This window comes from Caballeronia sp. LZ016 (genome assembly GCF_031450805.1).
GTDB lineage: Bacteria > Pseudomonadota > Gammaproteobacteria > Burkholderiales > Burkholderiaceae > Caballeronia.
On sequence record NZ_JARTVY010000001.1, the window covers coordinates 1,478,997 to 1,499,600 of the forward strand.

The following is a 20,604-nucleotide window of genomic DNA, read 5'->3' on the forward strand; positions in this document are numbered from 1 at the left end:
AGCCTCCATCTTCTAAAGAAACACCTGGGATCACCATGAACACCGCCACCCAGAGCGCAGCCGAGACGGGCGCGCAGGAATCTGACAAATTCCGCTACGGCTTCCTGAAGGGCAATCCTCAACTCACGAAGAACGGCGAGTTGAAGCACCTTCTGACCATCGAAGGCTTGCCGCGCTCGATCGTCACCCACATTCTCGATACCGCCGAGCAGTTCGTCAGCGTGACCGATCGCGAAGTGAAGAAGGTGCCGCTTCTGCGCGGCAAATCGGTGTTCAACCTGTTCTTCGAGAACTCGACGCGCACGCGCACCACGTTCGAAATCGCCGCGAAACGGCTGTCGGCGGACGTGCTGAATCTGAACATCAACGCGTCGTCGACGAGCAAGGGTGAATCGCTGCTCGATACGATCAACAACCTCTCCGCGATGCACGCCGACATGTTCGTCGTGCGTCATGCGTCGAGCGGTGCGCCATATCTGATCGCCGAGCATTGCGCGCCGCACGTGCACGTGATCAATGCGGGCGATGGCCGTCACGCGCATCCGACGCAGGGTCTGCTCGACATGTACACGATCCGCCATTACAAACGCGACTTCACGAAGCTGCGCGTGGCGATCGTCGGCGACATCCTGCATTCGCGCGTCGCGCGCTCGGACATCCACGCGCTGACCACGCTCGGCGTGCCGGAAGTGCGCGCGATCGGTCCGCGCACGCTGCTGCCTGGCAATCTCGACCAGATGGGCGTGCACGTCTATCACAACCTCGACGAAGGGCTGAAGGGCGTCGACGTGATCATCATGCTGCGCCTGCAGAACGAGCGCATGAGCGGCGCGCTCTTGCCGTCCGCGCAGGAGTATTTCAAGAGCTGGGGCCTGACGCCCGAGCGGCTCGCGCTCGCCGCGCCCGATGCGATCGTCATGCATCCGGGGCCGATGAATCGCGGCGTGGAAATCGATTCGCAAGTGGCCGACGGCCCGCAGTCGGTGATTCTGAATCAGGTGACGTTTGGCATCGCCGTGCGCATGGCGGTGATGGGCATCGTGGCCGGCAACAGCGATTAACGAAAACGACATGAAGATCCAGATTCAAGGCGGCATGATCATCGATCCGGCTGCGGGCACCGAAGCGCGCAAGGACGTATTCATCGCAGCGGGGAGGATCGTCGCGATCGGCGACGCGCCCGCCGATTTCAACGCGGCAAAAGTCATCGATGCGACGGGCCTGTATGTGGCGCCCGGTTTTGTCGATTTGTCGGCGCGGCTGCGCGAGCCTGGCTTCGAGCACAAGGCGACGCTCGAATCCGAAATGGCTGCGGCGATGGCCGGTGGCGTGACGAGCCTCGTTTGCCCGCCCGACACCGATCCGACGCTCGACGAGCCGGGCCTCGTCGAAATGCTCAAATTCCGCGCGCAGAAGCTGCATCAGGCGCATGTGTATCCGCTGGGCGCGCTGACGGTCGGGCTGAAGGGCGAGACCATCACCGAGATGGTGGAGCTGACGGAAGCGGGCTGCATCGGCTTTTCGCAGGCGGATAACCCGATTGTCGATACCCGCACGCTGCTGCGCGCGTTGCAATACGCGACGACGTACGGCTATACCGTGTGGCTGCGCCCGCAGGATGCCTACATGGCGCGCGGCGGCGTGGCGGCGAGCGGCGCGCTGGCGTCGCGGCTCGGGTTGTCGGGCGTGCCGGTGTCGGCGGAAACCATCGCGCTGCATACGATTTTCGAACTGATGCGCGTGACGGGCGCGCGGGTGCATCTGTCGCATCTGTCGTCGGCGGCGGGCGTGGCGCTCGTGCGTGCGGCGAAGGCCGAAGGGCTTGCCGTGTCCTGCGATGTCACGATCAATCACGTGCATCTGACAGACCTCGACATCGGCTATTTCGATTCGCAATTCCGCCTCGATCCGCCGCTGCGTCAGCAACGCGACCGCGAAGCGATCCGCGCGGCGCTGGAGGACGGCACGATCGACGCGATCTGCTCCGATCACACGCCGCTCGACGACGACGAGAAGCTGTTGCCGTTCGCCGAAGCGACGCCGGGCGCGACGGGCCTCGAACTGCTGCTCTCGCTGACGGTGAAGTGGGCGCGTGAGGCGAACGTGCCGCTCGCCAAGGCGCTTGCGCGCATCACGGCCGCGCCCGCGGATGTCCTCAAGCTGCCGGCGGGCCGCCTCGCGACGGGCGCGCTCGCGGATGTCTGCGTATTCGATGCCGATGCGTCCTGGCGCGTCGATCCGGCGAAGCTCAAGAGCCAGGGCCGCAACTCGCCGTTCCTCGGTTACGAACTGCCGGCTCGCGTGCGCGCGACGATCGTCGGCGGACATCTGGCCTTCGAGACGCGCTGATTCATGGCGTTCGTGTTGCGCAAGCTGCGCCTCGCGGTGCATTTGCTGTATGGCGTTTGGATCGTGGCGCGGCGTTTTCCGCGCGCCTCCGCGAGCGAGCGCATGGCGATGAATCGCGCCTGGTCGCTGGAGATGCTGCGGCTCGCGGGCATGAAGCTCGTCGTTCATAACGACGACGCGCGGCTCGATGCGGGCGTGCTCGTCGTCGGCAATCACGTTTCGTGGATCGATATCTACGTGATCAATGCGTGGCGGCCGACGCCGTTCGTGTCCAAGGCCGAGATTCGCAAGTGGCCGGTGGTGGGCTGGCTCGCGCATCAGCTTGGCACCGTGTTCGTTCAGCGTGAGAAGCGCAGCGACGCGAAGCGCATCATGCATGAGCTGGCGGACCGGCTGCTCGCTGGCGAAACGATGTTCGTATTCCCCGAAGGCACCACGAGCGATGGCACTTCACTGTTGCCGTTCCACGCGAACATGTTTCAGGCGGCGGTGTCGGCGTCGTGTCCGGTGCAGCCTGTCTGCCTGATGTACGAAGATGCGCGCGGCATTCAGACGACCGCGCCCGCGTATATCGGCGAAATGTCGCTGAACGATTCCCTCGATGCGCTGCTGCGCGGTGGACCGGTTACCGCGCATCTCTACGTCTGCGATCCGCTCGCGCCAGGCACCGACAGGCGGCTGCTCGCGAGCGAGGCGCAGGCGGCGGTTCAGACGGCGCTCGATCGCATGCGCGGGGCCCCGGCCGTCGTCATGGAAACGCCGGTCGTTCGACCCGTTATTTCTTCATCGCACAACTCACCTGCGTAAGCACGCGCTCGGCGGGATGTTTCGTCAGCAGCACCGCCGACAGCTTGTTGCCCCAGACACACCCGGAATCGAGACACAGCACGTCGTCGCGGACCATGAGGCCGAGCGCGGCCCAGTGTCCGAAGACGATGGTCGCGTCCCGCGTGCGGCGGTCGGGCACGTCGAACCACGGCATATAACCGGGCGGGGCGGCATCGGGGCCGCCGTTGTTGGCGAACTCCATCGCGCCTTCAGCCGTGCAAAAACGGATACGCGTCAGCGCGTTGTACGTCACGCGCAAGCGATCCATGCCCTTAAGCGAATCTTCCCAGCGATGCGGCTCGTTGCCGTATAGCTCGGCCAGCGTCGATTTCCAGTTCGGCGCGCGCAATGCGGTTTCCAGTTCGTGTGCGAGTTCGAGCGTCATCGTCACGTCCCATTGCGGCACGACGCCCGCGTGAACCATCAGCGCGCCGTTCTCGTAATGCGCGACGGGCTTGTGGCGCACCCATTCGATCAGGTCATCGACGTCGGGCGCGGCGAGGATATCGTCGAGCGTGTCGCCTTTCTTCGGCTTGCGCAGGCCGGCCGCGACGGACAGCAAATTCAGGTCGTGGTTGCCGAGCACGACGGTCGCGCGCGGGCCGAGCGCGATCACCTCGCGCAGCGTTTCCAGCGATTTCGGCCCCCGATTGATGAGATCGCCCGCGAACCAGAGCGGCGTTTCGGGTGACGGCGCGGCTTTCTTCAGCAGGCGATGAAACGGATCGCAGCAGCCTTGAAGGTCGCCGAAAACCAGCGGGGCGGGGACGGCGGGCGTTGCGGGGGCGAGAGAGTGAGGTGCGTCGGTCATTGATTGTTTTCTGCGTTGTGCACGTGGGGCGTATCGGCGGTGTCGGGCTTATCGGGCAAAAGCGTGAATCACGTCGCACGAATTTATTGCAAGTTGTTATCGAACAAGCGATGCATCGGGCGTCCCCGCAAATGTCGACCGCATAGGCCGTCCTGTCCGAATCCTAGCTGTATCAAGTTGTTAGCCGTGTAGTTTTTGCACTTCGTGGCTTTATAATCGACGTTTAATCGGACGGCGGTCGCGGTGATTCGAATCAGTCACACGTTCCGTATCCAACGCGGCATTCACGTTCCGTACGCAATTTTTTCCACACATGCGAGTGTGTTCGGTTTCATTCTGACTGAACGCAGCCAAAAGGGTATTCATGATTCTCGTGACGGGCGGCGCCGGTTTTATCGGCGCCAATTTTGTTCTTGACTGGCTCGAAGGCTCCGATGAACCCGTGCTCAACGTCGACAAGCTGACGTACGCGGGCAATCTCGGCACCCTGCAATCGCTGAAAGACGATGCCCGTCACGTGTTCGCGCGCGCGGACATCTGCGACCGCGCGGCGATGGACGAACTGTTCGCCAGGCACAAGCCGCGCGCGGTCGTCCACTTCGCGGCGGAAAGCCACGTCGACCGCTCGATTCACGGTCCCGCCGATTTCGTGCAAACGAACGTCGTCGGCACCTTCACGTTGCTCGAAGCTGCGCGCACGTACTGGAACGCGCTCCCCGACGCCGAGAAGCAAGCCTTCCGCTTTCTGCACGTTTCGACGGACGAGGTGTTCGGCTCCCTCTCCGCTACCGATCCGCAATTCTCCGAAACGACGGCATACGCGCCGAACAGCCCGTACTCTGCAACGAAGGCGGGCTCGGATCATCTGGTGCGCGCCTATCACCACACTTACGGCCTGCCGGTTCTCACGACGAACTGCTCGAACAACTACGGCCCGTACCAGTTCCCGGAGAAGCTGATCCCGCTGATGATCGCGAACGCGCTTGCGGGCAAGCCGCTGCCGGTGTACGGCGACGGCCAGAACGTGCGCGACTGGCTGTATGTCGGCGACCATTGCGCGGCCATCCGCGAAGTGCTCGTCAAGGGCAAGCTCGGCGAGACGTACAACGTCGGCGGCTGGAACGAGAAGAAGAACCTCGAAGTCGTTCATACGCTGTGCGATCTGCTCGACGAGAAGAAGCCGAAGGCCAGCGGTTCGTATCGCGATCAGATTACCTATGTGACCGACCGCCCTGGCCATGACCGCCGTTACGCCATCGACGCGCGCAAGCTCGAGCGCGAACTCGGCTGGAAGCCGGCGGAAACGTTCGAAACCGGCTTGGCGAAGACCGTTCAGTGGTACCTCGACAATCAGGCGTGGGCCGACGAAGTCGCTTCCGGTGAATACCGCAAGTGGGTCGAAACAAACTACGCGCAGCGGGCATAAGGAGCGGGGCATGGCGCGCAAAGGCATTATTCTCGCCGGCGGTTCCGGCACGCGGCTCTATCCGATCACGCACGCGGTATCGAAGCAATTGCTGCCGGTGTACGACAAGCCGATGATCTACTATCCGCTGTCGACGCTGATGATCGCAGGCATTCGTGACGTGCTGGTGATTTCGACGCCGCAGGACACGCCGCGCTTCGAGTCGATGCTCGGCGACGGCAGCCAGTGGGGCATGAACATCCGGTACGCGGTGCAGCCGTCGCCGGATGGGCTCGCGCAGGCGTTCATCATCGGCAAGGAGTTCGTGGGCAACGATCCCTCTGCGCTGATTCTCGGCGACAACATCTTCTACGGCCACGATCTCGCGAAGCAGCTCGAAAGCGCCGATGCACGTTCCGACTGCGCGACGGTTTTTGCCTATCACGTGCATGATCCGGAGCGTTACGGCGTCGTGGAGTTCGACGGGAGTTTCCGCGCGCTGTCCATCGAAGAGAAGCCGGCGAAGCCGCGCTCGAACTACGCGGTGACGGGGCTGTACTTTTACGACAACCAGGTGTGCGACATCGCGGCGGACATCAAGCCGTCGTCGCGCGGTGAACTCGAAATCACGGATGTCAACTCGCGCTATCTCCAGCAAAAGAAGCTGAACGTGGAGATCATGGGCCGCGGCTATGCATGGCTCGACACGGGCACGCACGATTCGCTGATCGAAGCGGCAACCTTCATTGCCACCCTGCAGAAGCGGCAGGGCCTCGTGGTGGCGTGCCCCGAAGAGATCGCGTACCGCAAGCACTGGATCGATGAAGAGCAACTGCTTGCGCTCGCGAAGCCGCTCGCGAAGAACGGATACGGTCAATATTTGCTCAATCTTCCGAAGGACCAAGTCGCATGGCCATCCAGGTAACGGCAACGGCGTTGCCAGAAGTGAAGATCATCGAACCAAAAGTGTTCGGTGATGCGCGCGGCTTCTTCTACGAGAGCTTCAATGCGCGTGAGTTCGCCGAGCATGTGGAAGCAGGTATCGAATTCGTGCAGGACAACCATTCGCGTTCCGCGAAGGGCGTGCTGCGCGGGCTGCATTATCAGATTCAGCATGCGCAGGGGAAGCTCGTGCGCGTGGTCGAGGGCGAAGTGTTCGATGTCGCCGTGGACATTCGCAAGAGCTCGCCGAACTTCGGAAAGTGGGTCGGCGTGCATCTGTCGGAGGAGAATCATCGGCAGTTGTGGGTGCCGCCGGGGTTTGCGCACGGGTTCGTCGTGTTGTCCGAGTCGGCGCAGTTTCTTTATAAGACGACGGATTGCTGGTATCCGGAGTTCGAGCGCAGCCTGCTCTGGAGCGATGCCGGCATCGGCATCGAGTGGCCGATCGACTTCGAACCGATGCTGGCGGCGAAAGATGCGGCGGGCAAGCGGCTGGCGGAAGCCGAGGTGTTCGCATGAGCGAGCGCACGATTCTGCTGACTGGCGTGAATGGTCAGGTGGGGTTCGAACTGGCGCGAACGCTGCAAGGGCTGGGTCGCGTGGTGGCCGTCGATCGCAGCCGTCTCGACCTCGGTGATCTGGATCAGGTTCGGCAAGTCGTGCACGAGGTAAAGCCGTCGCTGATCGTCAATCCCGCTGCATACACGGCGGTCGACAAAGCCGAAAGCGACGCCGATGCGGCAATGCGCATCAACGGCGAAGCGCCCGGCGTGCTGGCGGAAGAAGCGAAGCGCCTGAACGCCGCGCTTATTCACTACTCGACGGACTATGTCTTCGATGGCACGAAGGAAGGCGCTTACGTCGAAGACGACGCGGTGAATCCGCAGAACGTGTACGGCAAAAGCAAGCTGGCCGGCGAGCAGGCAATCGCGGAGTCGGGTTGCGACCACCTGATCTTTCGCACGAGCTGGGTGTACGGCGGGCACGGCAAGAACTTTCTTCTCACGATGCTGCGGCTCGGCGCCGAACGCGACGAACTCGGCGTGGTCGCCGACCAGACCGGCGCGCCGACCTGGGCGAACACCATCGCGACGCTGACCGCGCATGTCGTGTCGCAGAGCATGAGCGCCGATCATGACTGGTGGAAGAAGAAGTCCGGTGTCTATCACCTGACCGCGTCCGGTTCGACGTCCTGGCACGGCTTCGCCCAAGCGATCTTCGAAAAGTCTTCGCTGGCGAAGAAGCCGGTCGTGAAGCCGATTCCGGCATCGGCCTATCCGACGCCGGCGAAGCGTCCCGCAAACTCGCGCATGTCGCAACGCAAGCTCTTCGACACATTCGGCATCGAGGCGCCCGATTGGGCCGACGCGCTCGATCTCTGCATGAGGGGACTGTGAGCACCGGGAGTAGCGTGCAACGCCCCGGCTCCGTGGTGGTTTTTTATAATCCGGACGCGGCGTGCATCGAGCGTGCGAACCGTCTGGCGAAGCACACCCGTTGCGTGGTCGTCGACAACACGCCGGGCGTCGATCGCGTCGACGGACTCGATGCCGACGTGCGCTATCTGCCCAACCGCGACAATCTCGGTATCGCGACGGCGCTGAATCAGGGCATCGAACTGCTCTTGCGCGAAGGCTGCCGCGTCGCGCTCCTTTTCGACCAGGACAGCGAACCCACGCTCGAGCATCTGCAGGCCTTGCCGGCATTGCTCACCGAATGGGTCGCGGCAGGAGAGAAAATCGCGATCGTCGGTCCGGCCTACGACGATCCGCGCCTCGGCGGAGTCGCGCCCTTCGTGCGCTTCAGACCATTCAAGCTCGCGCGCGTGCCCGCCGAAGGCGCGCGTCCCGTGGACGCGGACTTTCTCATCACGTCCGGCTCGTGCCTGAATCTGGCTTGCTGGAACGTCGTGGGTCCAATGGAAGACGACCTGTTCATCGACTTCGTCGATCTTGAATGGTGCGTGCGGGCCAAGCGCGCGGGATATCGTCTGGTCGGCGTTCCGTGGATCACAATGGCCCACGAACTGGGCGGCGAGCCCGTGCGGGTGTTGGGGCGCACGTATCCCATGCACAGTCCCGTTCGTCATTACTATTTGTTCCGCAACGCCATTGCGTTGATCGGCCGGGGATACGTGCCGTGGTCCTGGAAATCGACGGAACTGCTCAAGTTGCCGTTCCGCCTGCTCATCTATTCGATGATGCCCACGGCGCGCCGTCTGCATGTCTCAATGGCGCTGCGCGGTCTTCTGGACGGACTGCGTGGCCGCCTCGGAAGGCTATAGCGCGGTGACATCGCCCCCGAAACGCCGGCCCTCCAAACTGCCAGAGGCAAGTACCAAGATGCAACACGATTTCAAGACGACAGTTCGACACGACACGGAGCGCGAGCCGGTCCGCGCGGGCGGCGAACCGTCTTCGTTCGACTGGCAAGAGCGTTGTGCCGTGCTCGAGAAGGAACTGAAGAATACGCGGGCGGACGCAAGGGAACTGTCGTCGCTGCGGAATCGCGTATTGCAGCTCGAAACGGAACTCGCGGCATTGCGCGGTTCCACCTCATGGAGAATGACCGCGCCATTGCGCTCGACAGTGAGCGCTGGCAACGCAGTCCGCCTGGCGTCGGCCACGATGTCGCGACAGGTTCAGTCGCGCGGCGGCGTCGTGCCGGCGGCGCAGTACTACTTGTCCGTTCTCAAGCGCGAAGGCATGCCCGGAATCATGGCTCGCCTGCGCCGCCTTCAGAGCGGAGCGGGATTCGCCGATGGACCGCCCCGTGACGAGGTTTATCACGAGTGGATCGAACGCTACGATTCGATCACGCCGGAGAAGCGCCAGCAGGTGTTGCAGGACATCGAAAGACTTCCGCGCCGCCCGACATTCTCGATCGTGGTTCCCACTTACAACAGCAGCGAGCCGTTTCTGCGCGAGATGATCGCGTCGGTGCGGGAACAGATCTATCCCGACTGGGAACTCTGCATCGCAGACGATGCCTCCACCGATCCGCGCGTGCGCGAAGTGTTGAGCGAGGCAGCGGCGCAGGACAGCCGGATCAAGCTCGTGTTCCGCGACACCAATGGTCATATCTCAGCGGCGAGCAACAGCGCGCTCGAACTGGCGACGGGCGAATTCGTCGTCCTGCTGGACCACGACGACGTCATTCCTCCGCATGCGCTTTACATGGTCGCGGTGTATATCGGTCGCTATCCCGCGAGCCGCATGCTCTACAGTGACGAAGACAAGCTGAACGAGGCGGGCAAGCGCACGACGCCGTATTTCAAGAGCGACTGGAACCCGCAAATGTTCCTGACGCAGAACATGTTCTCGCATCTGGGCGTCTTCGAGACGGCGCTCGTACGCGAGGCAGGCGGCTTTCGCAAGGGCTACGAAGGCAGCCAGGACTACGACCTGGCGCTGCGCTGCATCGAGATCGCGGGTCACGATCAGGTCGTCCATATTCCGCACGTGCTCTATCACTGGCGCATCGTGCCGGGCAGCACGGCGGGTAGCGGCTCCGAGAAGCCCTACGCGCTTATGGCCGCCAAGCGGGCCGTCGAAGATCATCTGACGCGCAGCGGGATCGATGCATTCGTCGATCAGCCATACGAATCGCTCGGCATCTTGCGCGTACGTTATGGACTCGCGCAGCGTCCGCTCGTCTCTATCGTCATTCCCACGCGCGACGGGCTGGCGCTCACCAAGCAGTGCATCGACAGCGTGCTCGCCAAGACGCTCTATCGCGAATACGAGATCATCGTGGTCGATAACGGCAGCGTGAAGCCGGAGACGCTCGCTTATTTCGACGAGATCGCCAGCACGAAGGGCATTCGCGTGATTCGCGACGACGCGCCCTTCAACTTCTCGGCGCTCAACAATCGCGCCGTACGCGAGGCGAAGGGCGAGTTCGTGTGCCTGCTGAACAACGACATCGAGGTGATCTCGCCCGACTGGCTGAACGAGATGGTCAGCATCGCCGCACAGCCCGGCGTCGGCGCCGTGGGTGCGTGCCTGTGGTACCCGAACGACATGCTTCAGCATGGCGGCGTGCTGATCGGTCTTGGCGGGGTTGCCGGGCACATGCATCACATGATGAAGCGCGGTCTGTTCGGTTACTTCGGCCGCGCGGTGGCCATGCAGAATCTGTCGGCGGTCACGGCAGCCTGTCTCGTCGTCAGGAAATCCGTCTATGAAGAAGTCGGCGGCCTGAATGAAGAACTGGCGGTCGCGTTCAACGATGTGGATTTCTGCCTGCGTCTTCTCAAGGCGGGCTATCGCAACGTCTGGACGCCGCACGCGGAGCTCTACCATCACGAGTCGGCGACACGCGGTTCCGACATGGATGCGGACAAGTATCAGCGCTTCCTGGGAGAAGTTCGCTGGATGGAAAGAGAGTGGGACGGGTGGCTGGAAAATGATCCGGCGTACAACCCGAATCTTTCGCTCAGCACCAAGGTCTTGCCCTTCACGCTGGCGTCTCCGCCGCGCGTCGGACAGTTCGAGTGACGATCTGCGCGGTCCGGAGACGGGCTATGCGCATGTTAAAATGTCCAGTTAATTTCTAAACCGAACCGCTGGGCGCGCGGTCATTGGCAAGATGTTTTCTTGCGATTCGCGTGCTCCGGGAAGGTCTCCTGCAGGAAACTCTCGATGCAACTTTCAGTCTGGCGGCACCGAGCGCTGTTATGGGATTTCGTGCGCCGCGATCTTGCAACCAAGTTTCGCGGCTCGGCGCTCGGGTCGATCTGGATGCTCGTGACGCCGATCCTTACGCTCATCGTCTATTTCTTCGTTTTTAGCGTGGTGTTCAAGGCGCGCTGGTCGTCCGGCACGTCGGGCAGCAAGGAGTCGGCGCTGATTCTCTTCGCCGGGCTCATTACATATACCTTCTTTTCCGAATGCTTCTTGCGCGCGCCGGTGTTGATGCGCGAGAACCCGAATTTCATCAAGAAGGTCGTGTTTCCGCTCGAGATCCTGCCCATGGCGATCACGCTGTCGGCGCTCGTGAATGCGTCGATCGGCTATGGCCTGCTGCTTTTGTTTCATCTTGTCTTCGTCGGTCTTCCGCCAGTCTCGGCGCTTGCGCTGCCAATCGTGCTGCTGCCGTTCATGTTTGCAGTGCTCGGCGTGAGTTATCTTTTCGCGTCGCTCGGCGTGTATCTGCCCGACATCAAGCTCGCGGTGCCGCCCATAACCATGGCGCTCATGTATCTGAGCCCGATCTTTTACCCGATCGATATGGTGCCCGAGGCGCTTCGCGCACTCGTGAGCTGGAATCCGTTCACGCCAATTCTCGAGAATGTGCGGCATGTATTCTTCTTCGGCACGTGGCCTGACTGGACGGGCTATCTGATTCAGATTGTGGCTTCGCTCGCATTCCTGCGAGTCTGCTACTGGTTCTTCGACAAATCGAAGAAGGGCTTTCCTGACGTTCTCTGATCGAGAAGCCAGAACCGGCGCGGACAAATGCCGGCGGGACAACACAAAGCGCGCAGTCGGTTAATCACAATGAACACAACGAGAGTAAAAGCAGGCATCGTCATCGTCACGTACAACTCGGCAGAGGTGTTCGCGCTGGCGCTCGACAGCCTTCTCGGTACTGCAAGCGATACGGCGTTCGACGTCGCGGTCATCGACAACGCTTCGGCCCCCGCGCAACGCGAGGCTTCCCGGCGGGTGTTCGATCAGGCCGTGAGCCGCGGGCTTTCCGGGGTCTATTTCCAGCAGGAAAAGAACCTGGGCTTTTCCGGCGGCAACAACATCGGCATCGAGCACTTTCTCGCCGATAAGGACATCACGCACATCTGTCTGCTCAACAGCGACGTGATCGTGACGGATCACTGGCTCGACTATCTGATCGAAGACGACAAGGACGCGATCGGCCCGCTCACCAATGCGTCGAACAACGAGCAGGGTATTCCCGTCGGCTACCATCTCGGCGACCGCAACAACCTGGGCGCGGGAAGCGCCGCGCTCGACCTGCCCGCGCTCGACCGCTTTGCCAAAGAACGGCGCGAGGCGTGGCTCGGCGACGTCGTCGAAAGCGATTTCCTGAGCTACTATTGCGTTCTGTTCACGCGGCGCGTCATTGAAAAACTCGGGCTGCTGGACACCCGGTTCTTCCCGGGCGCCTATGAGGACGACGACTATTGCCTTCGCACGCTCGAGCACGGCTTCAAGATGCATGTCGCGCGAGATGTGTACCTGCATCACTGGGGCTCCGCGTCGTTCGGCAAGCTCGACGCGCTCGAAGCACAAGGCTTCGCAGCCGAAAACCGACGCCGCTTCGAAGAGAAGTATGGCCGCGCGTGGCAGGATCGCACTTACCTGTCCGTGACCGCGTGGAAACAGGACTCGCTTTTCGCCATCGCCCAGCCGGCGCATCCGCCGCTGCACGTTGAAACGCATCGGCTCTACGCGCAGCAGCTAAGCAAGCTCGTCGATGGGCTCGAAGCCTATCGCACGCATCTTCTGCACGAAATCAAGACGCGCCGTTCGGTTGAAAAGCGCGATCTGCGCTCGATCGTGTTCGGTCAGTACGAAGACGAGGAGGCAACGCCGCGCTCGCTCATTCCGGTGATCGAATCGATTTCGTCGGAGGTGCGGCAATTCCTTGCCGACCAGAACGAAGTCGCCACGCCGGACGTGGTTCAGCGTTTGAAGACGCGCTTCGAGAGTCTCGAGCGCGAGGTCGATGCGCTCGTCTCCGAGACCAAGGCGCTGCTCGCGCAACTCGACGCCATGCCGACGCTCGAGCCGAAAGCATCGGACGGACTCATGAACCGCCTCACGGCGAGAGTGGCCCGCGCGGCCCGGTTCCCGAGTTCCCGGGTGAGCCGTATCGCGCGATGGCTGGAGTTTGCGGATCTGTTCTTCGGTGGCAACGGCATCATGTTCGTGGCGCCGTATCCGACGAAGGCGCGGGAGCGCGACGGCTATTTCCAGCGCGTCAAGGCAATCGATTCGCTGTTCCCGTCGCGCCGCCGCGTGTATTGCGACGTGCGCGAGGCCGCTGCCGGCCCCAAGCCTTTCATCGAACGCGCGGGACGCAGCGCCTGGGTGCTCAATATCGCTGATGAATCCCGCGTGCAGCGGCTCGCTGCATGCCTGCTTGCGTGGCGCTTCAAGCGGGTCTATTTCCATAGCGTGCTGCGCATGCCCAACGCGCTCGGACGTGCGCTGCGGCGCGTGCCGGGAATCAAATGGGTGCTCGACGTCCACGGCGTCGTGCCCGAAGAGTTCCGCATGCACAACGACTTTTACTCGGCGCGCATCCACGATGATTGCGAGCGCTGCGCAGTCGAGCGCGCGTCGAACGTGATCGTCGTTTCGCAAGCGATGGGCAACTATCTGTCGCACAAGTATCGCGATCTTCTGAAGGCCAACGTCATCGTCCTGCCGATCTTCGCGGTCGACGAGGGCAGCCATGCTTCGCGCGCCTACCGGGACGGCAAGCCGACGGTGATCTATGCCGGGGGCACGCAGAAATGGCAGAACCTGCCGGCAATGATGAACGTCGTGCGCGAAGGCATCGATCTGGCGGACTGGTGGATCTACACGCCGGACGTCGAGCAGATGCGCAGCGCAGCCGCGGCCGAGATCGTGCATCACCCCAACTTTCATGTGTCGAGCGCGACGCGCGCCGAGCTGAACGGCATCTATCAGCAGTGCCACTTCGGCTTCATTCTGCGCGACGACATGGTCGTGAACAACGTGTCGTGTCCGACGAAGCTGATCGAGTATCTTGCGTTCGGCATCGTGCCCATCGTCGATACACCGAACATCGGCGACTTCAACACGTACGGCATGCGTTATGTGACCGCTTCGGATTTCGCCGCCGGGAAATTCCCCGGTGAGCGGGAAAGAATGGACATGGCGCGTCACAACATGAGCATCTGCGAGCGGCTCGTCGAGCAAAAAGCGAGCGGCGAGCAGCAGCTCACGGCCGCGTTCGCCTGAGAGTCGTGAGCGAGAACATCAATCGGGGCAGGAGTTTCAAGAGAGAGTGGCTTTGGACGATCTAGCTATTCATGTTCGCAATCTGAGCAAGCGCTACGAACTGTACGCGAAGCCCCAGCATCGTCTGCTGCAGATGCTGTTTCGCGGCCGCAAGCAGTTCTTCGGCGAGTTCTGGCCGTTGCGGGATATTTCGTTCGACGTGAAGAAGGGCGAGGCGGTCGGCATCGTCGGGCGCAACGGCGCGGGCAAATCGACGCTCTTGCAACTCATCGCCGGCGTGCTTCAACCGACGCAGGGCGACGTGTCCGTGCATGGCCGGGTCGCGGCGCTGCTCGAACTGGGCAGCGGCTTCAATCCCGAATTCACGGGACGCGAGAACGCCTATTTGAACGGGTCCATCCTCGGTCTGACGCGCGCGGAAATGGATGCCGCGATGCCCGAGATCATCCGGTTCGCGGCGATCGGCGAGTTCTTCGATCAGCCGGTGAAGCACTATTCCAGCGGCATGATGGTCCGCGTCGCGTTCGCCGTGCAGGTTCAGTTGAATCCCGACGTGCTGATCGTGGACGAGGCGCTCGCCGTCGGCGACGCGCTGTTCCAGAAGCGCTGCTACCAGCGGATTCGCGAACTGCGCGACCGCGGCGTTGCCATTCTGTTCGTGTCGCACGATATCGAATCGGTCAGAACCTTCACCGATCGCGCCATTCTGCTCGACAAAGGCAGGCTCGCGGTCGTCGGTCCTTCGTCGGAAGTCGTGCTCGCCTATCGCAAGCTGCTTCACGACGAGGAGAACCGCGCGAAGCAGAGCGAGATCGACGAGCACAAGGCGGCGACGAAGGCAAAAGCCGCCGCCGAAGCGACGCAGCCTGCCCCGGTTCCGGCGCTTGCCGGGACGCAGTCCGCCGATGCCGCGTCGGCTGCATCGGCTGCATCGGCTGCGTCGGCTGCATCGGCGATCAGCACGGCCGCCGAAAAGGTGATGGACGAACCGCACGAACAGAACAAGTTCGAATTCGGCACGCTCGAAGCGATGATCACGGACGTCACCGTGCTCGACGAGAAAGGCGAATCGTCGTCGACTTTCTATACCGGCGACACGATCAAGGTGATGGTCAGGTTCCAGATTCGCGAGGACATGGACAAGCTGTACGTCAACCTGCGCATTCGGAACAAGGAAGGCATCAAGATGTACTCATGGGGTACGTTCAACCAGGACGCCGAAATGTTGGCGGCAGGGCGCGACGGCTTCATTTTCTGGAACCGGAAGTTTCGCGCGGGCGAGGAGCACACCGTCGTGTTCACCATGGACGGCTGCGCGCTCGGCGAGAATTTCTATGAAGTGCAGGCCTCCCTGATCCATCAGCAATCGATGAACTTCTCCGATCAAGCCATCCTGCACTGGATCGACGAAGCCGCGTTCTTCATGGTCCGCGCGCGCGTGGACACCCATTTTTTCGGCGGCGTGTGCGACCTGCATATGCGTGCCGAACTGCAATCGAATGCGGGCAGCAGCAGTGCTAAGCCCGGCGCCGAGGCATCGCGCGCCTGAGCGCGCCCATGAACGGTCCGGGCCGCGCGGAGGTCCGGACACATCTCTACTTCCGCGTTGCAGAACGTGAAGCGAACGTATGTCTGAAGAGTTACTGGCCTTTCTCCGTCAATGCCTGATCTGTTTCGGGCATTGCCGGGTCCTGTATGTGGGCGACGGATTGCCCGGGGCGCTGCGTGCGCTGCTGGACGCCGGCTGCGATGCATACGGCCTCGCACTCGACGAAGACGAAGCGCGCGATGCAGCACCGCAGTTCCCGCCCGGCCGTGTGCTTCGCGCGAATGATGCCGGCGCATTGCCGGAAGGTGTGTCGGCCGACCAGTTCGATGCACTGATCGTCGCCCGATCCGCTGTCGCGCATTCCGAGGCGAGCGAAGGCAGCGAAGAAAGCGACGCGCGCGATCTTGCGGCGACACGCCTGCTCGCGCAGCCTTTCCGGCAAATCGCAATGCTCGGCCCGGCGCACAAGGCCGCCGGTGACGTCAACCGTATTGCGTATCGCCGGCATGCGCGCACAAAAGCGGCGTGGTGGTCGCAGCCGTTGCCACCGGCGAGCAATCGCGCGTCCGTGTTCTTCGAGCGCATGCCCTCGGGCGTCGTGGACGAACAGGAAATCGCGCCGCCGCAGGACATTCTCGCGCAGGCGAACTCCGCGTGGCCGACCGCTTTCGGCGATACCGTCGAGGCATGCGCATTCGTCCGTATCGGCGATATCGTGCTTGTGCTAGATTCGAGCGTGGGCAGCGGAGCGCGTGTCGTCGCGCAAAACAGCGCCGCGCGCGCTGTCGTCGGATTGGAGCCGGGCGAGGCGAGCCTCGCATACGCGCGCTCCCGCTATGGCGTCGACGAACACGTGTCCTTCTTCGCAGACGCCGCTTCCCGGCCTGATTGCGCTGCGTCGGTCGATGTCCTGATGGCGCTCGATGCAACAGCCTTTCCCGCTGATGTGTTGCATGGCGAGATAGCGCGCGTTCGTCCGGGCGGACGCGTGATATTCGGCGTATCGCGTGCGCAAGCCGAGGCCCTGGAACAGGAAGGCGGCGCGTCGCCGCGCGCCTGGCTGCATCGCGTGTGCGGGCCGCAGGCGGAGGGCTTGCTCGCGGAGCGCGCGTTCGTGTCGTCGGCGTTGGGGGGCGGCGATCCGGGTCGTACATGGACCGAGGCGGGCTTCGACGAGCCCGCGAATATCGACGGCACACTCATCGTCATCGCAATGCGCGACCCGCTCGCCGGCCGCGCGTCGGACTACGTCGAAACGACGTTCGCAACCGTCGACGCGCCGGATTTCCACGTGCTCGCCGATAACCGGGCCATGGAGAACCCGTGGCTGTTCAAGAGCATGATCGCGATCGGCATGCGCCTCACGAACAACGAGTCGCTCGACGCGCTGAATGCACAGGTCATGGCAAGCTCGCCTCGCGGCAGCGCGGATTTCGGCGCGGCGCTGTGCGGCCACGCGTACCGCGTGCTCGGCCATGCGAGGTCGGAGCAGGAGATGCGCGCTTGTCTCACCGACATTCGCGAGTACGTCGCGGCAGCCGGCGGATCGGCGCATCAGTTGCGATGGAAGGTATCGTTGAGCTTCGTCGCCGCGCGGCTCGCGCAGCGGCTCGGCGATCTCGCGGCTGCCGAAGACTGGGCGCTCCGCTGCGCGGCAATGAACCCGATGCCCTTCAGCCCGCTGCTCGGCACGAAAGTCGTAGGGGCGCTGGATCTGGCTGCCACCTTCGCGCTCGTCCGGGGCGACCGGCAAGCCGCCCGCGAGCGGCTCAAGCAGGGCGTTGAGACGGTGCGCCGTCTTTTGTCGGGCGACTGGCTCAATATTCTCGGCAACATCGAGAAGCCGCTCAGTTTCGGCTTGCCCGAAGTATCGCAACTTGCCGAAGCCGGTGCGCGCTGTGCCTATCTGCTGAACCATCTCGACGACGCCGATTCGCGTCCCGGATTCGTATGGCACGAGCATCGCGGCTACTACGAGCGCATTCTCGACGAGAGAAACACGAGGGTGAACCTGCTGACGGCCGGACACGCGGTGCTCGCGAATAACGCGGTTCGCCTCGAAGCGGAGGTGAGCCGGCGCGAAGCCGAGCGCCTGCGGCTCGAAGCGACGATCGCGGAAAGCATCGCCGAACGTCAACGGCTCGAAGGCGTGATCGGCGAACTGAACGAGAATCGGCAGAGACTCGAGGCGCTCGTCGGCGAAATCAACAGTGACCGCGCGCGGCTCGATCAGGCGGTCGCGCAGAAAGAACAAGAGCGGATAAGACTCACGGAGATGGTGGAGACCCTGAGCGAGCAGCAGGCGGCGCTCACTCGGGAAAAAACCGGCGCCAATACTGTCGTCAGCCATCTGGCGCACGAGCAACCGAGAGGACTTACCTTGAGCAGAACCTGGAATGCGATAAAGCGCAGGCTCAACCGCGTTGCGGGAAGGCACGCCGCAGCGGCGGAAGAAGGGCTGCCCGCGATCGCTCCCGGAGCCCGGCGCACGCCAGGCGCGCCGGTCTCGATCGACGACATTGTCGCGCCGTGGCTGGCCTCGTCCGGACTCGGCGCGCATCCGTGGCGATGCACGGACCGCGCGGCGCGGCAACTGGGCGTGCAAGCGGCCGAGCGGCTCGCGGCGAGCGACGCCGACGCGCGTCTCGTGATCGTGTCCGCGCCGGAACTGAAAACGTCGCCGCGCGATGAAACACGACTCGTCGTCGCGCTCTTCGACGACACCGACGACGCTTATGCGCTGCGCAACGAGGTCTATGACAAGGTCGATCTCTGCATTGCGCTCGGCCCGCGCGTGTACGAACGACTTGCGCTGTTGCATCCGTTGGTCGCGCGAGCCGACGGCGCCGCGCTCGACGTGGCCCGCCGCTTTGCCAGCGCCGCCGGTGGCGAAGCGCTCCGCGTGCCCGTATTCGCGAGCGACTTGCAGGGCGCTCCGGTGGTGCTGCTGCAGGTGGACAGTTTCATGGTCGGCGGTCTGGAGCGCGTGGTGTTCGATCTGCTCGACACGCTCGCTGCCGCCGGATTCCGGCCGATGCTCGGCGTGACCGGCGACATCGCGCCCGAAGCGGAAGCCGAACTGAAAGCGCGCCGCTTTGCTTACGTGAGGCTGCCGTCGCATCCCAAGGCGCTGCGCCGGCTCTTGAAAGAGCACGAAGTGGCGCTCGTCAATGCGCATTATTCGCTGACGCTCGCGGAAGTTTGCGCGTCGCTCGGCATTCCGTTCGTGCAGACCGTCCACAACATGTACCAGTGGCTCGACGAGCCGAACAAGCAGAAGTGGCGTCAGGCCGACCAGATCACCGACTGCTACGTCTGCGTGTCGGCCAACGTCGCCATGTTCGCGGACTCGAACCTGCGCCTTGCGGCCGAACGCATGCTCGTGATTCCGAACGGCTGTGACTCCGCGGGCCGGGTGCCGCTCGCGACGCCCGAGCGCGACCCCGAACTCCGCGCCGAACTCGGCGTGCCGCAAGACAGCCCGGTGTTCGTCAATGTCGCGTCGATCAATCCGGTGAAGGGACAGGGCTTGCTGATCGAGGCGTTCGCCATCGCGCATGCCGCGCGTCCGGACATTCGCCTCGTCATACTCGGCAAGCACGCCGACGCGAGCTACGCGCAGCGCCTGCGCGAGAAGATCGAGCGACACGGCTTGCAGGATGCGGTGCTGATGCCCGGCTACCGGTCCGACGTGCATCGCTTCGTCGATCTCGCGCGGGCGGTTGTCATGCCGTCGTTCACCGAGGGCTGGAGCCTCGCGATCTCCGAAGCGGTGCAGCGCCATGCGCCGGTCATCGCGACGAACGTCGGCGGAGCGCGCGAGCAACTCGTCGATGAAGCCAGCACGGTGATCGACGCCTATCGCACCGACTGGGCGAGCCTCGACGGTCCGCAGTTCTACGCGGCGATCGCCAATGAGGACACGTTGCACGCCGTGCGCGATCAACTGGCCGCGGCGCTTCTCGCGCATGCGGACCGGCCGCTGCGCACCGCGCGCGACGCGTTGCAGCGGTCATACACGTCGATGACGCCGGCGCAGGCCTACGAACGGCACGCGGAAGTCTTCAAGGCCTTGCTGTACCGCAAGTCGGCGACTCCGATACGTTACGCGTCGTACCGGCCGCAGCGCCAGAGCCGCTATCTGTCGAACGTCTGAGGCGGACTGTTTCGCGCAACACGTCGATAGCGGCGCACACAAGATGACAGGTATGCAGGCGGAGCCCTTTGTCCCCGAGGTCTCGCGCCTGCTCGATGACGAGCGCGCCTACCGGGCGATGTCGGCGCGAGAAAACCCGTTCGGCGAGGGAACCGCAGGCCAGCAGGTCGTTCCGGTGCTGCGCGCTTGCCCGACCGGTGAGCGCAACCGCCCGATTACGAGCGGCTCTTGCCCGGCCGATACACCCACAGTCTCGCGCTCGCGAAGTTGACGAACATGCCGGCGACAGAACCGATCGCGACCGCGACAAGCGGTCCCGTTCCTGAATGCGGCAGCATCTTCATCGCGAGCACATAGGCGCCGTAGTTGCACACGCCGCCGAACATCATCGCGAGCAGGTATTCGTACCATTCGCGCCACGCTGAATGCCGGTGCCCCGTCGTGAACGTAAAGCGGCGATTGATCCGCCATGTCACGAACGCCGCGCAAAGAAACGAGATCAGCCGGCCGATATATGGTCCCGTGCCGAGCGCGAGCATCGCGTACAGCGCGCCGGAATCGACCAGAAAGCCGATTGCCCCGGCTATCGCAAAGCGGATGAACTGACGCATC

The 20,604-nt window shown here is 63.1% G+C and carries 15 protein-coding genes; 13 read left to right on the forward strand and 2 right to left on the reverse strand.

What is annotated here, in order from left to right; all coding sequences use genetic code 11:
• The first annotated feature begins 35 nt into the window (after positions 1-35).
• From P9220_RS07095 to P9220_RS07105, 3 genes are read left to right on the forward strand one after another with little or no spacing between them, the layout of a single operon-like run.
• A complete protein-coding gene (locus tag P9220_RS07095) occupies positions 36-1,061 on the forward strand; it encodes an aspartate carbamoyltransferase catalytic subunit (RefSeq protein ID WP_309764199.1) in 1,026 nt (341 codons plus the stop codon).
• A gap of 10 nt (positions 1,062-1,071) precedes the next feature.
• Positions 1,072-2,349 (forward strand): dihydroorotase, encoded by a 1,278-nt coding sequence (locus tag P9220_RS07100; RefSeq protein WP_309764200.1) that lies wholly within the window; start codon positions 1,072-1,074, stop codon positions 2,347-2,349.
• Between the two features lie 3 nt (positions 2,350-2,352).
• Positions 2,353-3,156 (forward strand): lysophospholipid acyltransferase family protein, encoded by an 804-nt coding sequence (locus P9220_RS07105; protein ID WP_309764201.1) that lies wholly within the window; start codon positions 2,353-2,355, stop codon positions 3,154-3,156.
• Here the strand turns inward: P9220_RS07105 and P9220_RS07110 are convergent.
• Positions 3,125-3,988: a symmetrical bis(5'-nucleosyl)-tetraphosphatase gene (locus P9220_RS07110; protein WP_309764202.1), complete on the reverse strand. Its 864-nt coding sequence runs from the start codon at positions 3,986-3,988 to the stop codon at positions 3,125-3,127. The two genes, P9220_RS07105 and P9220_RS07110, sit on opposite strands and share 32 nt — an antisense overlap.
• Positions 3,989-4,352: 364 nt before the next feature.
• On the opposite strand from P9220_RS07110, the gene rfbB reads away from it, so the two are divergent.
• The 10 genes from rfbB to P9220_RS07160 all read left to right on the forward strand — a co-directional run bounded on the left by rfbB (position 4,353) and on the right by P9220_RS07160 (position 19,992).
• A complete protein-coding gene (rfbB, locus tag P9220_RS07115) occupies positions 4,353-5,414 on the forward strand; it encodes a dTDP-glucose 4,6-dehydratase (protein WP_309764203.1) in 1,062 nt (353 codons plus the stop codon).
• A 10-nt stretch (positions 5,415-5,424) separates the two neighbouring features.
• Positions 5,425-6,318 carry a glucose-1-phosphate thymidylyltransferase RfbA gene (gene rfbA, locus P9220_RS07120; RefSeq protein WP_309764204.1) on the forward strand — a complete coding sequence of 298 codons (894 nt, stop codon included), beginning with the start codon at positions 5,425-5,427 and terminating at the stop codon, positions 6,316-6,318.
• Positions 6,303-6,854, forward strand: coding sequence for a dTDP-4-dehydrorhamnose 3,5-epimerase (gene rfbC / locus P9220_RS07125; RefSeq protein ID WP_309764205.1), 552 nt, complete (start codon positions 6,303-6,305; stop codon positions 6,852-6,854). The genes rfbA and rfbC overlap by 16 nt, the downstream gene beginning before the upstream one ends.
• Entirely contained in the window at positions 6,851-7,732 is an 882-nt protein-coding gene (gene rfbD / locus P9220_RS07130; protein ID WP_309764206.1) for a dTDP-4-dehydrorhamnose reductase, read from the forward strand. The genes rfbC and rfbD overlap by 4 nt, the downstream gene beginning before the upstream one ends.
• Positions 7,729-8,619, forward strand: a complete 891-nt coding sequence (locus P9220_RS07135) for a glycosyltransferase family 2 protein (RefSeq protein ID WP_309764207.1) — start codon at positions 7,729-7,731, stop codon at positions 8,617-8,619. The genes rfbD and P9220_RS07135 overlap by 4 nt, the downstream gene beginning before the upstream one ends.
• A 280-nt stretch (positions 8,620-8,899) precedes the next feature.
• On the forward strand, positions 8,900-10,834 hold the full coding sequence (locus P9220_RS07140) for a glycosyltransferase family 2 protein (RefSeq protein ID WP_309765412.1): 1,935 nt from the start codon (positions 8,900-8,902) through the stop codon (positions 10,832-10,834).
• A 144-nt stretch (positions 10,835-10,978) separates the two neighbouring features.
• On the forward strand, positions 10,979-11,767 hold the full coding sequence (locus P9220_RS07145; RefSeq protein ID WP_309764208.1) for an ABC transporter permease: 789 nt from the start codon (positions 10,979-10,981) through the stop codon (positions 11,765-11,767).
• 69 nt (positions 11,768-11,836) lie between these two features.
• Positions 11,837-14,287, forward strand: a complete 2,451-nt coding sequence (locus P9220_RS07150) for a glycosyltransferase (RefSeq protein ID WP_309764209.1) — start codon at positions 11,837-11,839, stop codon at positions 14,285-14,287.
• 52 nt (positions 14,288-14,339) lie between these two features.
• Positions 14,340-15,836 (forward strand): ABC transporter ATP-binding protein, encoded by a 1,497-nt coding sequence (locus P9220_RS07155; RefSeq protein ID WP_404980361.1) that lies wholly within the window; start codon positions 14,340-14,342, stop codon positions 15,834-15,836.
• 79 nt (positions 15,837-15,915) lie between these two features.
• Positions 15,916-19,992: a glycosyltransferase gene (locus P9220_RS07160; protein ID WP_309764211.1), complete on the forward strand. Its 4,077-nt coding sequence runs from the start codon at positions 15,916-15,918 to the stop codon at positions 19,990-19,992.
• Between the two features lie 215 nt (positions 19,993-20,207).
• Here P9220_RS07160 and P9220_RS07165 read toward each other — a convergent pair whose 3' ends face one another.
• The gene (locus tag P9220_RS07165; RefSeq protein ID WP_309764212.1) at positions 20,208-20,603 is read right to left on the reverse strand and encodes a GtrA family protein; all 396 of its coding nucleotides are present in this window, start codon (positions 20,601-20,603) and stop codon (positions 20,208-20,210) included.
• Between the last annotated feature and the right edge of the window lies 1 nt (position 20,604).